A 15,627-nucleotide genomic window follows, 5' to 3' on the forward strand; every position below is an offset into this window, starting at 1 on the left:
AGGCGAATGGGCCAGCCGACTCCTTTTGTTTCATTGCTGGTGATCCCTTGAGGCGGCTCGGTTGCCACAGACCTCAATGAGCCGCGGCCGTTGAACGTATGCCGCTTGCGCTGAAGATCCGAACCATGAACGATCTATGTGAAATGTGAGCGGCCGTTTCGCGCTCCAATGAGCAATCTGCACCAATGTACGCCCGACTTCGCCAATCTACTACGAGTGCCGCTAGAGAGCTTGAATTCTCGTCGCTTTCTTCTGTTAGCAACACCACCATTCTCGGAATGGTGCCACGCTGTAAGAAGGGGACACAAGAACTTACGACCGCCGATTCTACGCCGCGGAGAGGCGCTTTTATCTTGCCGCTTTAATCGGCCGGATGTTCTGCCTCTCAGCCGCGATCGTCTTCGTCGTTTTCGCCATCGGTGCTCTCCATCTTCATCGTCAAAAACACGCCTGCAGCGCGGTCTGATCTGCAGCTCTTCGACAGCGAGGAGTCCCAGTGCGCCGTGCAGCTTTCCGCGCTCAGCGACGGCGTGGCGCGGCTGCACGATGGCAGCAGCATAGCCGTTGCGGCGCAATTTTCCATCGGTCTGACGGAGCCACGTCACAGGCAATTTCGCGCGATCGCGCCGCCCTTTCGGGTACCGCGTCGCAGGCAAGATAGCGTGCGTTCCGTCATCTCTGATCTGCACCGGTCCTCATCCGCTGACAGCGGAGCTCCATCAATTCGCGCGTCGTCCGCGACGCTTATTCGTTGCTGCCGGGCTGTTGCTATGGTTCATGCCAGCGGTCCCAGCAGCCTGCGGTCCTTGCGCTTGGCATGGGCGGCCGCGTCGGCGGTGCTGACGGCCTGATCGCCGCAATACGCCGTGCCGTCGCACCACATCGCGTGCATGATCACCGCCAGTTTGCGCGCCACCGCGACCACCGCCTTGCGGTGTCCAGACCGCTTGGCAACCGCCAGTCCCCAGGTCTTCACCTTGTCGCGACGCTTGAAGCGCGTCAGCAGCGCGCTCGCCGCCTCGTAGAGCGCGCGCCGCACATCGGCGTCGCCCGCCTTGCTGATCGGCCCCTGCACATCGATCGAGGTGCCCGACTGCCAGCGCCGCGACGTCAGGCCAAAATACGCCGCGACATCGCGTGACCGCCGAAAGCGCGACGGATCGTCGATCGCCGTCATGAAGCTCAGCGCGGCGATCGGCCCGACGCCTGGAATCTGCATGAAGCGCCGGCACAGCTCGTGTCCGGCGACCAGCTTGACGACCAGGCCGTGCAGCCGACAGTACTCCTTCCACAGCGCCGCGCGTGCGTTCAGCATGGCATCGATCAGCTCGCTGATCAGCGCGTCGCCGGCCACCGCGTCGCGCACGGCCTGCGCAAAGGCGCCGCGGCCGATGCGGTTGAGCCGGATGCCGAACGCCTTCAAGGAGTGCCGGATCGCGTTCTCGAGATCGAGGAATTTGCGCTTGAGATTGCGGCGATGCGTCAGCAGCAGTCGCAGCCGATAGCACGGCGCGGTCTTGATGTGCGCGCGCCGGAACCAGCCAGTGCGCATGATGTGCGCGATACCGAGCGCGTCCGCACGGTCGGTCTTGTTGCGCTGCGCATGCAGCGCGGCGCGCACGTGCTGGGTCTCCAGACAGATCGCCGGCAGGCCGAGACGGAGCAATTCGCCATGCAGCCACGGCGACAGCGCGCCGGCCTCATGGCCGACCCGCCGCAGCCGGCCGAGATACGGCGACAGTGCTCCCTTGATCGCGTCCGGGTCGGTCATCACCGCGACCTCCAGCAGCACTTCGCCCTTGTCGTCGACCACACAAGTCGCGGTCTGATCCATGCCGACATCCAGCCCGCAGAAGAACTCCATGGCGCGCCGCCTGTGTTGGTGAGAGCGCTCATTCTGCATGGCCGCCGCTGCCGCCAGCAGACGGACGGTCAGGCCGATTACGGACGGCAGGAGTAATCGGGCGTCTCTCTGCCTTCTTCTTCGACATGATCGTCTCCTCTGCTTCACACCATACGGCTGCACCGGAGCGGTCGACAGCATGACAATGGTCCGGCTTTCTGTCGTGATCTCGCGGTGATGACATCTGGTGGTCCATGCAGGAGTCGGTGCTCAGCCCCGCTCGCCATGCGGGCGCACATGTCGTCGTCAGGATCGCGGGGCAACACAGGCACTCACGCGCGCTCGCAGCCTCGATCGGGCTGTCGTCGCCGGCAAGATAGCGTGCGTTCCGTCGTCTCTGATCTGCACCGGTCCTCTTCCGCTGACAGCGGAGCTCCATCAATTCGCGCGTCGTCCTCGACACCTATCGTTTGCTGCAGGATTGTTGCTTTGGTTCATGCCAGGGCTCCCAGCAGCCTGCGGTCCTTGCGCTTGGCGTGCGCCGCAGCGTCGGCGGAGCTGACTGCCTGATCGCCGCAATATATCGTGCCGTCGCACCACGTCGCGTGCAGGATCACGGCCAGTTTGCGCACCACCGCCTTGCGGTGCCCAGAGCGCTTGGCAACCGCCAGTCCCCAGGTCTTGACCTTGTCGCGACGCTTGAACAAGTCGCCGTTGTACTCGATAGGAGGGAAGTCGTACCGGTCCTCGAACCACAGGCCGACCATTAAGCCTTCACGAAATTCCCCAGGGGGCCCGTTGCGAACGAGCTTCACTTTATAGTCATCCCGGTCGGCCAAACGAGCTCCAGCCGTACACCGACATCTCTGGAACTCCTCCCAAGACGACGGCTTCCGCCACCCTCCCGTGGCGAAAGTTGCCTAACGATAAAACTGGAGGTTTATTCGATTCCCTTATGCTATCTTCATTTTCCTTGGAAGGTTCGAAAGCAACGTGACAGACTCAGGGTGCTGGACTCAGTCTTTGACCGGCCGCAGCGCGCCCCCGAACACAAGGAGTGGGATATGGCTGAAAAGCAGCTCACCCCATAGCATCAGCAGATGTAGGCAAACCTACGCGAGAAAGCGCAGCGGGACCACGAAGGCAATATAGCCAATTGGCGTAATAATGGATTGCAGGCCTATCTCGATGAGCGCGAGAAGGTCGGCGGGATTGAGCGGGGTGCTACCCCCCGCAGGCTAGTTGATATTACTTGCTAGGACCAGACAATGGCGTGGACACCACCTGAGAAATTCATCCGCCACGTCGGAATTACCCGCGTCAGGCAGAAGTTGAAGGATCCCGGCAACGCATTGATCCTGCCGAAAACCGTCAATTTTGGGTGGGAGCAATTCGTTATGTCGGTAAGCCGGACCCGCTCCATGCAGGTACAGGTCGACGGCTTGTCCTTCGAGAAGCGTCAAGTCCTCATTACAGAGTACGGCACTCTCACAGCCGACGCGATCAACGTCTTTGTCGACGAGGCAACCCAAGAATTCTCGTTTACCGTCGCATTGGACATTCTCGCAGACGATGAACGCCCTTCGTATGCCGGCAAGATAGGCGCAGCCGTTGCCGACTTGGTCATGGAAAGTCTCGGCTTTCACTGGCGGGCGAACGCGGCCGAATTAAAGCTTATCCCCGCGAACGCTAATCCGGCCAATAAGAAGAAAGAGAAGACACCAGATTACGTCTATGATCCCGGGACCAAACACGGCTTCAAGAAGGAAAGTATAGTCATCCTTGAAGCGAAAGGTAGCCTTTCGCCAGTTCAAGCTAAGGAAGCTCCCGTCAAACGACGCGCCCACGAAGCTTACAAGAGGCAAGTGAAGGATTTCATCGGGACAACCGCGCAGGGGCTAACCATCGTAAATGGGTTCGCCGTAGCTTTCGGAGCAATCCCGGGCAATAAGACGTCGAGAATTTCCATAGCCAGTCCTCAAAAGGTGACGGTTGGCACAAAGAAGACTGCTCAATTTGCTTCGCTTTCCGCGGCAGCGACCGGGCCCATGTTTACTCAATTACTTCATGCCGAGCCTCAAAAGCGGCATGAAGAGGGACACGAACATCAGCTTGATCGGGTGCACATTGAGCAAGTTCAGCAGCGGCGAGATGGTCGTGGCGGCGACGGTGACGGCGGCGAACGGGGTGGCGAAGGGGAACGCGGTGAACCTAGCGGGCGCATCGCCTTTGCGAACTACGAGAACGTATTCCTAATGTGCGGTGCACGAAATGCATCCGCTTTCCTGAGACGCATCTTGTCCGGCGGCGAAGAAGGCGGCACCGAACCGCACGAACGGTATCAACACTTTTGGGCTGTCGGCTCCTCCGGAGACATACTCGTTGCCGATGACTGGCTGTGGTGGCCGCCATTCCGATTCGGAATCTATGAACCCTCTGCGCGCAGGGTTCTTAGAGCCGCTGCGAATAACCGGTTCGGCCCGCCTCACACGGTCGAGCTTCCAATAGCCCCGGCTCGTGCAGGCGCCCCTGGGGAAGAATTTGTGATGCAAGGAGACGGCCTGGCTCTGGCGCGCGATTGGCCACCTCACGGTCCAAGGCGAACTTGGGACCTGGAGAACGGTGATTGGGTATGAACTCAGCCCGGAAATTTGTTTGACAGCTCGCGTTTAGGCCAACAGGCGTCGGCAGCTGAGTAAGGACACGGCGGGAGCAGTGGCGTTGGACCTATTCTATAAGTCCAGTTCTGTCTTCAGCTATAACTCTATCGCAACGTAAGCCTGCCGCGGATACGGCGCGATCATCAACTCCAATACCTGCTCTTTCTCATACGGCTCGCTCCAAGATTCGTCCTATGGCTTCTCAAGCGTGCACTCCGGTGCAAGGCGGCGGTCACCGGGAGCTTACGGCTTGGGCGCCTTCCGTGGTCGATACTTAGATTGATTCTGGCGAGTACCCGCGCCGCGGATTTCATCAGCTAGTTGGTAAGCAGTCCGTGAAGTTCGCTTACCAGACTGCAGCTCGCATTCCCACACGGTGAATACGCGCCAGCCTTGGCTTTCGAGCTCGGCCCTAACGCGGGCGTCACGGCTGACATTCCGGTCAAACTTCTCCTGCCAGTACGGCGTATTCGACTTCGGCGTCGTCGCAATGTTGCAGCCGGCATGGCGGTGCCAGAAGCAGCCGTGGACGAAGACCGCCGCCTTGTGACGCGGGAGGACTATGTCGGGTTTTCCTGGCAGCCGCTTGTTTCCCAAAGTATAGCGGAGCCCAAGCCGATGGAGCTCTCGCCGCAGCACCAGCTCTGGCTTTGTGTCCCTGGAGCGAATGCGCGACATTCGTTCCGACCGCTGCTCTGGCGTCAGGAAATCAGGCATAGGCTAGTCGCCGGCCTCGCGCGCGCGCAGCTCGAAAAATGGCAGGCCGCGCACGATCTCGCCTTGGACGTCGAATGACTTGTAGAGGCACTGATGATTGCGGAGCGTCTTGATGCGGTCCGCAAGTTCGGCAGCCAAGGGGCCGAGGCCAAGCGCTGCCAGCTCTGCCGCGGTCACGCTCGGCACCTTGTGCACGAACCAAGTCAACAACGGCTCGCGATAGTCCGTCGCCCCCGCCTTGAAGTGCCTGAGGTATTGGGAGGCCAAAATCACGCCGCAGCCGAACTCGCGGCCCTGGAGGAGCAGCTTGCGAAGGACATCGAACTCGTAGCGCATGATGTTGTCGGCCTCGTCCACCAGCAGGAACGAGTCGATGGCACGAAGCTGCGGCTCAGTGCCAATGAACGGCCGCTTGGGCGTCCGCAGCATGTTCTCGTAGAACATGTTGAGCATGATGGCGACGAGCATGTTCTTGCTCCGGTCGTCCTGCCCGAGCGCGTCCAGGGAAATAACGACTGTGCCGTTCAAGAACTCGCCAAACGTCAGGCACTTGGCCGGATCGGACTCGAAGATTTCCATGTCAACGAGATCGTCGATGATGGACATCGGCGAATCCGACTTCCCGTCCAGCAGCTCTCCATAGGCGGCATGGACGTCGTAGATCGTCGGGCTTTGCCCGCTGGCGTAGGCCTGCCGTACGGCCTTCTTGAGCTTGTCCCGCTGCACGGGGCCGATGTTCGAGTAGATCTTGTCGAGCACATCGGCGAAGAACCTGAACCGGTCGAGCCAGGGCACACCAGAATCGCCGATATCGCGCGTGTCGAACAGGTTGAGCGGAAGGCGTCGAGGCCGCACGACCCTTGCTCCCGTTGCCTCGACAAAGTCATCGCTGCTGTAGTCTCGCTTGTAGTCGAAGATCAGGACCCGGGGGCGGATTCCCCTGTTAGCCGGCGCGGCCGAGCCGATCTGATGAATCAGCGACTTGAGCAACTGCGTCTTTCCGGTCCCCAGATCGCCGACAACTCCCATGTTGAGCTGGTTGAGCCGCGTGTCCGACAGAGCCAGCGTTACCTCGCGGGGCTGGAACCCATCAATCGTTCGACCGACCTCGATGGCAACGCCGGCGTCGGTCTCATAGGCAGGCTGCGGCTCGATCGTCGACTCGTTCGCTGGAATAACCTGCACATCTCCACCTCCGGAGCTTGGCCGCAGGAATGGTTCGTCGGCCTCTCCACCGCCAAGGACCCCGTCGTTCGCGTTTCCCGCCGAGCCTTTGGAGCCAACAGGCATGGCCGTAGCGGGCTCGCGGTCCGGAGGCATCAGTCCCCAATCCCCAACCTTAGCCTTCACACCGTCATAGAAGAGCTGGGCATCGCCGGCGACCACCCGGCCCGCGTCCTTGCCGCTAACGACAATGACTTCATCGAAGCCGTCCTTGTCCTTGTCGAACGCATTGCTGACGGGCGAGTCGTCGACAATGACGAGCCTGCCTCGAAGGTCGATGCTCACGGCGTGCGGGTCCGTCAGGATTGCCGAAGCTATCTGCTCATGGAAGGCCGACCAGACTCCCGCCCCGCCGGAAAGATCGTGATGCTGACTGTAAACGCGCATTCCGAAGCCAGCGATCGACAACAGCAGCTGCTGGTAGGCAAGCCGCCAGATTGACAGCTCGCCGTCATCGGCCGCAAGCGTCGAGAGCAACCCCGATAGAGATTTCGCCTGCCCAAGTGCATCCTCAACTTCACCTTGCGGGAATACTGCTCCGAGCCTGCACTTAACCTCGACCGGCGTCAGGTGAATCCTTGCACTTCCTGCTTTGAAGGTAGCGCAAATCACCATTAGGTCTGGGCGCGCTAGAGTGGCGTCGGGTCGCTCCTTGTGCAGCGCTCGGGCGAGATCATCCACGAACCGCCGGAAGGGATCCACTGGGACAACTAGCGCGATCCTCGGGTCGACGATCGTACCGCCAACGACGGGCAGCAAGCTCTCGGCGCTAGCCTCGCCCCTGAAGCGATCTTGCAGCAGCCGCGCAGCCACGAATAGTCCAAGGTCCCCAGCTGCTCCCGTGTCGTCGCCAGCGAGGCCACGAATCGTAGGAATGCCCCGGCGCGCGACCTCAAGCAGAATTGCGGCGACCTGATCATCGTTGAGAGCAGATCCACCTGGAAGCCTCGATAGTACCTTCTTTAGTCCGTCCCGGTCCTCCGATTTGATGCGCGAGAGGAGGTAGTAGCCGTTGGTATCGCCCGCGCGGTGGGAATAGGACGGCAAGTCGTAGTCCCAAAGGTAGGAATTCGGCAGCCAATCCCCGAGGAAGCAGGCCGGGTCGACGGCTGAAGACGAGACGGCCACGTAGTCGGCTTTTTTCTGCTCCAGCATTTCCCCGATGGCATGGACGTCTGGCGCGAAGCGGAGCCCGAGTAGTGTCGGCCCGGTGTTTTCAAGCGCTGATAGGAGCGCTGCGACCTTATCGGCCAGCACCTCGCCGCATTCAGGAGCGGCGAGAGACTGACGAGATTCGGAAAGGAAAGCAGATGGAAGTTGCTTTCGTACCCGGTGCCTTATCAAGCCGCCGAGGCCCAGTGCCGATCGCAACGTGGTCGGCGATGCCTCGGGCTCCGAAGATTCGAGCTGCGCAATGATGCCCAGGTCCAGCGTGCAGTCTGGCTGGGCGCCGACTAGCCACCGCACGCGATTGCCAGTGTCCTCGGAGAGGTTCGCGATGGCAGAGTCCTCAGGCATCTCGCCCGCGCGCCTGCCGTCGAACACGTCGAGGCGGCGTGCGCCGAGCCAGTGCCTCCGGTCAAACCTTTCCGGCTCGCCAAAGCGCTGCGAGGACCAAGCGATTAAGCCCTCGTTGCACGCTTCGGTCGCGCCGCCAGCGCTCGCCACGTGAACCGTCAGACGGGGTTTTGCGCAGAGGACATTGGCTACGTCGTCGAGCGCTCGCACTACCTGACTGGAGCTGAAGCCGGCCGAAATGCCCCCAATCGAGAGACCGAGGGCTGCGCCGAACGGTTCCTTCCCAGCGCGCGCCGGCAGGTTAGAAAGCTTGTTCCCATTCCAGAGCACCGACCAGTAGTCAGAATTCGCCTCCACGGCGAGAAACGGCACTTCGTCAAGCCCTTCCGGGGAGGTCAGGGGCAGGTGCAAGATGTCCGGAACAACGCCCGGATCAAGCACCCCCGCCGCCGGACAAGGCCGATTGCTGGCTGCGGTAGAGACGAGCAGCCCCTGGGCAACAGCATGCCAAGCTAGGCGCAGGGGATGAAGTGGCGACAACAGGATGGCGTCGGGTACTCGGGAGATTGTCCGGCCGCCAGGCTCCAGCGAGGCGATGCAAGTGACGTCGGCCCACCGCGCCGTTTCCGGGCTCGCCTTCAGCCACGATGCATAGGAGTCTACGTAGGTTTCGATGGCCGGCCCAAATCCGTCGCGGGACTTCAGCCATTCGCCCAGAGGGGCGGCTTCGGTCAGGTTCGAGTGCTCTTCGCCGCGGATCATTTCGGCGAGGGCGGCGCGCGACCTTAGGAATGCCGCCGGAGGGCTGAAGGCGCTCGCGGGTGGGCGGGGGTCGCGAAGGTATCGGGCACCGGACAAAATTCGCCCGCACTCTTCAGCCCAGGCAGGCTCCGACCAGTGGTCGCCATAGTCGTCCGCGAGCACTAGTGGCAGGTACGACAACGCAACTGACTGAAGCATCCAACCCTGCAGGGTGCTCGCCCGCGACCGGCTCACCTGGACTACCGGCTTGGCGCCGGTCGTCTCGACTAGACGCCGGTTTAGCTTGATCAACCGCTCAAACTCGCTGCCACAGCCATCCTCGGCAACGTCGTCGACAGACAGGTAGACTCGGCAGGTCTCCGGCTTGGCCTTGCCGCCATCTGTCCTGGAGAGCTGCAGGTCGACTTGGAAAGCGCCATCCACATCGACTTCGAGCTGATGCCGCCCAGCCTGCAGCTCTCGCACTGAGAGAGCAACAGCTTCAGCCGATGCAGTGCCTTCGCCTCCAGTTCCAATTGCCTGGGGCGCGAGCTCAACGCCATCTGCTAACAAAAGGAGGAGCTCGTAGCGGCCTGGCCCCGGCAGCGCGATGCTGGTCTCCAGCGCCACGTCGCGAGCCCGTCTACTGGGCGCCTTTGGCGGAACAACTTTTCGGGCGAGTCGGCACGCGACAACAATGCCGGGCGCCCAGCTGGCGAGGGAAATGACCTTTGTCGATGCCGGGCGATGGCCGTCGGCAACCCCCTTGTACTGGATGGGCGACCTGTGGCGTGGAGGTGTGGCGTCCACGTGCTCGGCCTCGCTGACGAACTCCAGCTCCAATGGAAAGCCGTCGCTAGTCTTCCCGGGCGACCGCTCAATGCGAACCGTGACGGGACCATCCCGCCCGACCGCCGTCCGAATCGCGAGCTCGATTGTACTCTCGACAACCAAGGGGACGCCCCGAGCGGGCGGCAAGATAGCGTTCTTGACCTCGATCTGGATGTCGCCCGCGATCTCGGGCTCGTCCGAGAGCAGCGAAGCCCAGACTTCCACGGTCAGGCCGGTCCACCATTGCGGGGGTGCCCCCAGTAGCCAGTCGTTGTTCGGCTGGTAGAATGGCTCTCCTCCACGCTCCAGGGCGGTGGGGACATCGCACACGTTGCGAATATGGCCCAGGAAAGCCTCCAGCCATACGCGCTGGTCGAGGGTTGCGAGCTGCATGGGCCCCTCTAGCCCTGACCGAAACCCATCAGACAAGGCAGCCACGACTCCGTCGAGGCTGGCCTGCTGCTCAGCCGCGGACAGTGTCCCGGCATCCATTGGAGGAACGCCGCAGGCCAAGCTTAGTCCCTCTGCCACCCCAAGGCTGGTTGCGGATACTGAGAATATTCTAGCGAGCAGTCGCCAGACGTTGGCCCGCATTCCCTGCTCTGCGTCGACAGCATCTGCGGCCGCGGCAGCGCGCTCGATAAGCGCCGAGGCCTCGGCCCGCTGCTGGTCATTGAGCTGGAGTGCGTCGAGGGCGGCGCCGACAGCGTCCTGCACAAGGGGCTCCGCCCACCAGTTGCCAAAGGACACGTCGCTGCCGTCGCTTGTCGCCGCCAACCCAAACTCGTCGGTAGTCGATGTCACCGACATGATCGCACGCACCCCAGGAGGCACGAGGGCGAGAAAGCTTGGGTTACTGGGCGAATTGCGGAGGTCAAGGAGGTGGCCCTCCTCGCACCTGCCGGACGCCCCGATCGGCGGGTTCGCCTGTCCAGGCGCGAGCGACGGCACCTGTAGGACAATTGGTACCGGGATGCTCTCTCCGTCCTTCGCAAGGTCGTCGTAGACCGCAGCTAGCACTTCAAGCGGCGGGCCGTGGAAGATTAGGCGCACCTCGGTGGAGCCCCGCGTCGTCCCGGCGACCCTCCGCCGAACCTCATTTGCAAGCCAAGCTGCAAGCTCCATCATGTCGAGGCCTCATCGGCGGCGTCAAAGGGAGCAACCAGCAGCATTCCCGTTTCGGCGTCTGGGCTGTCGAGGACGAGTCCGAGCATTCGCAGTTGATGGCCCAATACGTTTCGCGCAATGTCACGATGATTCACCGAGATGCCGTAGGCCGCCATGTGCTGGGCCAGACGCTGCACCGACCTTGGCCCCGCCACCCCTGCCAGGGAACAATGGACGAGAGTCAGGAGGGCGAGGGGGCCGGGCGCGCAGATCCACCGCCCCGTCCTGCCTGCACCTTTCCGGTGAAGCACGAAGCCCTTGTCATACCCCCTAAGCAGCGTGTCCCCGGGAATGCGCTGGTAAAGGACGTGCAGCGCAAATTCCTTGAGGTTGGACCCGATGCCCTTCGAGCAAAGGAGAGTGCGGGCCTCCGATTCCAGGAGGTCATCCACATGGTCGAGAACGGCGCCGAGCTTGCCGGCATTCTTGACTACAAGGTCTCGGAGTTGCTCGAGCTCGGATGACGACCCCAACGTGCCTTCAAAAGGGATCCCTGCATCAGCCAAGGACCAAAGCACGGTGTTGACGCCGAGGCGCGCGCGCAGGTACGCGGAAGTTCGGTCCTTCAGCTCGGCCTGTGCTCCCATGCCGAAGGTAAGGAACGCGAGGGAGGATGGATAAAGCTGGTCGCGCAGCGGGGCTGGGTCCGTCTCGCCCGAGAGTGCGCGGCGGAGGATGTCCCACGCTCGCCGTTGAACCTCGCACAGCCAGGCGACGTGGGCGAAAGCAGCGATCCTCACCAGCGCTTCCAGCATGCTCGTCCACTGCCGGCGAGTCATGAGGGGCTTGGCCGCGACAACTGCCTTCAGGTCGCCCGCAAATGTCCGCGCCGGGAAGGGCTTGCCGTCGAGTTCCCCGGGAGGCAGAAGCAGGACTTCGCCCCCTGCCGGCATCTCGGCACTACTACTAAAGCGATGGCCAGTCCAAGCGGCAAGCTCGCGGCTTAGGAACCTCGCAAAGACGTCGTCGCCATCAGTGACCGAGAGTGCCTCGAAGAGGGCTTCCCAAGTCGCGCTCGCTCGCTCCGCCGTCTCCGACCCGAGCCAAACCATGCGGCGGAGCAATGCGCCAGCGCGCCAGGGATTTCCGGCGAGGCGCGCTGAGCCGGAGAACCAAGCGGTCTCACCGACAAGGGGCGTCACCTGGATGAAGCGTTTGGCCGACTGATTCTGGAGCTTGGGACTCTGAAGCACCCCATTGATGAGCGCTTGCGCGGATTCGCCATCGAGCGCCGCGTCAGGCGGCGGCCTTCCCCCATCGCGGGCCTTCGTGATCACCTTGTCTAGCTGCCTGCCATTGCCGGGCACATCGCGTTCCATCACTCCGGGCAGGCCGATGGTCCGATAGAGGCCGGCAAGTAGCACCTCGGCGTTCGCGTACTCCGGCGCCGGCGCGATGGACAGCGCAGACGCCTGGTAGGCAGTATGCGACTTGCTCCACGGCGACGACAGAAACTCAGCGAGGCTCATGAGCGCTGGCCCCTCTTGGTCGCGATAAACTTGCCGCGGTGCCGCTCGATTGTCAGGGTATCGCCAATGTGGATTGTCGGGCGCTCCTGGACATGCCGGTCACGGACGATCGACCCCGCCATCTTCGCCCGCGTCATGTCGAGAAGGGCCTGGACGCTGTGGGGCAGCGATGCTGGCGAAAGGCCACGCTCCAAGTCGGATATTGCCTTAAAGAGGTCGTAGGTCACTGCGATAGGCTGGGAACTCCCACCTGCCTCGACATCGAGGAAGCAAATGGACGGCGCCGGCCGGCCAGCTACGCACGCGTCGCGCGCATAGACCCTGCGCCTCGGAACTTCAAGGATCGCCCGGCCCCTAGTCGGCGGCATTGGCTGGCCGAACGTGGTGGTCAGCGAGACATCGAAGTTGGCGCCATTGTTCAAGAGGTTCTCGACCTGTATCGCGACCTCGTGCAGCTCATGACCCTGGCCGCCAGTATCGACAACTAGCCGATGGAAACGATCCAGGAGTGCCCCATCCGGGACGGCTGCCTGGCGCGCCCCTATGCTCCGGCGCACCATCCGGCAAGCGAAGTCGCGGGTCGCCCTCTGGATCCGTGTCGCGGCGGTTGGCCGGCGGCTGCGCAGGCGTGGGGTGGCCAGCAGCTCATCGAGCTCCGCGAGGCGCTCAAGGAGTGTGCGCTCTGCGACGCTGATCGAACGGATGCGGACCGCAAAGTCGAGGCCCTCCCTCACCGATCTGCTGAACCGCGCATCAAGGTCGCCAAGGGTGACAGCGCCTCCCCACGCCAGAACCTGCTGGTCCGGCGAGGCCATGGCAGGGTCGAGCAGCCTGTCGAGGTCGTCCAGCAGCGAGCCGATCATCGCCGGCTGATAGCCTGCCGAACGCGACTGCAGGAAGTAATATAGGCCCATGGCGGTGTTATTGGTCTCGTGCAAACCCAGCTCACGCACGTCCTTAAGCAAGGACGCCACGAGAGTTTTGTCCCACGAGTGGAACAGTGTGTGCTGGTATTGCGCGGACACCAGCCAATATAGCGCGGTCGATGTGTTCTTCCTTGGCCGACCGACAGCGGCGCTGTCGGCCTCGACTTGCGCCGCCGCCCACTGGCACGGGTCAAGCGCGCCATCCTTGGGCAACCCAGATCCCGCCAAAATGTGCGAGAACAACGAGAAGAGGTCGCGAAACGCCCAGCGCTTCCCGGTGGCGAGCTCGAACCAGCGAAGCATCTTCAGCAGTGATCCAGCCTCTCTCTTGTTGGACAGCATTTTGCGTGAACCGCAAAAGGGGCACATTGGGCCAGCCGCGCACGCCTGTGGCCATAGTGCTGGGTCGACAGCGCGGCTCAGGATCGCCTCGGCCGGCGGCCGGTCTCCCCAGCTCGTTCGCTCCGCCAGCGACTCCGCATCCATCGGCCATGCAGCCACTCCCTGGAAGCCATCCAGCGGCCAGCACGACGGCGCCCCGGCGGTCTGACTGACGGCACGTGCAACCGCCTCGAGCACGCGCCGTGCACCGACAACGTGGTTGTCGATGGCGTAGATCATCGCGTCGTCGAGCACGCCGCGGTTTACGCAACACAGGTAGGCCGTCGAGGATTGGCTAGAGGTCGCCCTCTCCAGCTCCTCGACCAGTAGCCGGGCGGCAGGGCAGGCCGCGGACCCACCAACCGACGCGTCCTGGACCACCTGCAGCCGCAGTTCGCGCGCAGGGACAGCCAGAGCTCCAGCATCCACCTCGACGAGGCGCCCTACAGGCATGCCCTCCGGTGGATGGAAGCGGGCCGCCAGCGCACGACCTAAAGCGCCGGCGGAGCCGAGCGCCAGATCCAGCTCGCCTATCGTCGCCTCGACGGCCTCCGTCTTGCCGTTGCCGGGTCCGCCGACAAGAAGTACGACCCTCGGCGCATCTTCGTCACCAGTGGCCAGCCGACGGGCCCAGTCCCGGAGGCGGTGAAGGAGGTTGGTCTCAAAGACCCCAGCTCCAGGGCGGCCGCTTGCCCGGTCGAAGAGCCGGCGGACACCCCCGCCCCGGTTTCCAGACCATCCGACGAGCCCCCGCGGGAATTCCTCCGAGGCGATGTTGGGCACGCTGGTGCTGCCGCTGGACATGCCTATGCCGCCAGCTTGCGCGCAACGGCACGCGCCTTCTCGTACGTGATGAGGACCTCGCCCCACATCTCGGCAATGAGCGGCGGAACGGCGTTTGCTACCTGGGTAAACCTTGGCACCTCGCGAGCTCGAAGATGGCCGCCCGTGGTGTACTTCCCCTTGAACTCGAACCAGTCGGGGAAAGTCTGGAGTCTGGCGTTCTCCCGCACCGTCAAGGTCCGGGGCTCGCTATAGTGCAGCAAGTCGTCCGGCATGCTGGTGATCGTCGGGGACGGAGCCGAGGGATCAAGCACCCTCGTCGCCATCTTCTTGATGCCATGGCGCTCTCTCATCGTCTGATTGAGCTGCACGTTCAAGCGGCCGGCAGCAACGCACTCAGCAATGATCTTCTTGAAGCGCTTTATGATATCGGGGCGGTGGTTCGCAAGCCTTGTGTCGCTGACCTGACCCTTGTGGCCGTCGCGCATCAAGCGCTGGAAATTCGATCGAGGCCGCGCCGTCAGGATTGCCTGATAGCCCTTGGTGTCGGGGCTTGGGCCGACTCCGGCCATACCTTTCTCCAAATCCGATATCGCCTGCCGCGAGGTAACCTTCGACGTCAGCCCCCGCTTCTCGAGAAAGCGAGCCTTTGCGGCCCGCAGCCTGGCGAAAGGATCTTCTCCGTCGGGAAGCTTCTTGAACTCGGACTTCAGCATTCCCACGAGGAAGAACCTGGGTCGCTCCTGGGGAACGCCAAAGGCCGAGCATCTGATCGTATCTGCGTAGACGTGGTACGCCTCACTGAGCCTCTCCACGAGTTCGCCCGCGAAATTCCGCCTGCTCGCAACGTTGTCGCCTGCGACGAAATCATAAGTAATGCCGCGGACGTTCTCCACGAGCACCAACCTCGGGCGCACCAACTCTACGAACTCGAGGTATCGCTCGACCAGCTGGTTACGGGGATCCGCTGTACGCCGCCGCCCGGCGCTCGAGAATCCCTGGCAGGGAGGCCCTCCGGCCAGCAGGTCGACCCGGCCGCGCAGCGCTGACAAGTGCAGGGCGTGCTGTTCCATGAGCGCCTCGATTGTCCATGGTTGCTTTTCAAGCCACTCGGGCCAGTCAAAGGCGTGGCGCGCTTTGTCGCCCGTGAGGTTGGAGCTCAGGGTATCGAACGCGAACGCGTCCTTCTCTATCGCAAAGAGGCCCCTCCATCCTGCGCGTAGGAGGCCAAGGCTAAGGCCGCCACAACCTGCGAAAGCATCGATGAAAACTGGTTTATGATCTCTGGCCTCCACACCCGCCCCTTTCTTGCCCCAGGCCGAATCGGAGCTGGGAGATATTGTGATGACTTAGAGGTTTGCCGCCAA

7 protein-coding genes and 1 pseudogene are annotated in these 15,627 nt (G+C 62.6%); 1 reads left to right on the top strand and 7 read right to left on the bottom strand.

Annotated features, from left to right (window positions below; genetic code table 11):
- Positions 1-775: 775 nt before the first annotated feature.
- Together QW887_RS32835 and QW887_RS32840 are read right to left on the bottom strand one after the other, a co-directional pair.
- The gene (locus tag QW887_RS32835; protein WP_316196015.1) at positions 776-1,864 is read right to left on the bottom strand and encodes an IS110 family transposase; all 1,089 of its coding nucleotides are present in this window, start codon (positions 1,862-1,864) and stop codon (positions 776-778) included.
- Positions 1,865-2,337: 473 nt separating this feature from the next.
- Positions 2,338-2,547: pseudogene (locus tag QW887_RS32840) on the bottom strand (IS110 family transposase); the annotation flags it as partial.
- A gap of 564 nt (positions 2,548-3,111) precedes the next feature.
- On the opposite strand from QW887_RS32840, the gene QW887_RS32845 reads away from it, so the two are divergent.
- The gene (locus tag QW887_RS32845) at positions 3,112-4,479 is read left to right on the top strand and encodes a hypothetical protein (protein ID WP_316196016.1); all 1,368 of its coding nucleotides are present in this window, start codon (positions 3,112-3,114) and stop codon (positions 4,477-4,479) included.
- Positions 4,480-4,746: 267 nt separating this feature from the next.
- Here QW887_RS32845 and QW887_RS32850 read toward each other — a convergent pair whose 3' ends face one another.
- Genes QW887_RS32850 through dcm form a run of 5 tightly spaced genes read right to left on the bottom strand, consistent with a single transcriptional unit; the run spans position 4,747 to position 15,555 of the window.
- Positions 4,747-5,220 (bottom strand): very short patch repair endonuclease, encoded by a 474-nt coding sequence (locus QW887_RS32850; protein WP_316196017.1) that lies wholly within the window; start codon positions 5,218-5,220, stop codon positions 4,747-4,749.
- Between the two features lie 3 nt (positions 5,221-5,223).
- Positions 5,224-10,662 (bottom strand): ATP-binding protein, encoded by a 5,439-nt coding sequence (locus QW887_RS32855; RefSeq protein WP_316196019.1) that lies wholly within the window; start codon positions 10,660-10,662, stop codon positions 5,224-5,226.
- Positions 10,659-12,170 carry a hypothetical protein gene (locus QW887_RS32860; protein WP_316196021.1) on the bottom strand — a complete coding sequence of 504 codons (1,512 nt, stop codon included), beginning with the start codon at positions 12,168-12,170 and terminating at the stop codon, positions 10,659-10,661. Before QW887_RS32860 ends, QW887_RS32855 begins: the two co-directional genes overlap by 4 nt.
- Positions 12,167-14,281 (bottom strand): hypothetical protein, encoded by a 2,115-nt coding sequence (locus QW887_RS32865; RefSeq protein ID WP_316196023.1) that lies wholly within the window; start codon positions 14,279-14,281, stop codon positions 12,167-12,169. Before QW887_RS32865 ends, QW887_RS32860 begins: the two co-directional genes overlap by 4 nt.
- Before the next feature lie 2 nt (positions 14,282-14,283).
- A complete protein-coding gene (gene dcm, locus QW887_RS32870; RefSeq protein WP_316196025.1) occupies positions 14,284-15,555 on the bottom strand; it encodes a DNA cytosine methyltransferase in 1,272 nt (423 codons plus the stop codon).
- Positions 15,556-15,627 lie beyond the last annotated feature (72 nt).

This window comes from Bradyrhizobium sp. SZCCHNRI3052, assembly GCF_032484895.1.
Lineage (GTDB): Bacteria > Pseudomonadota > Alphaproteobacteria > Rhizobiales > Xanthobacteraceae > Bradyrhizobium.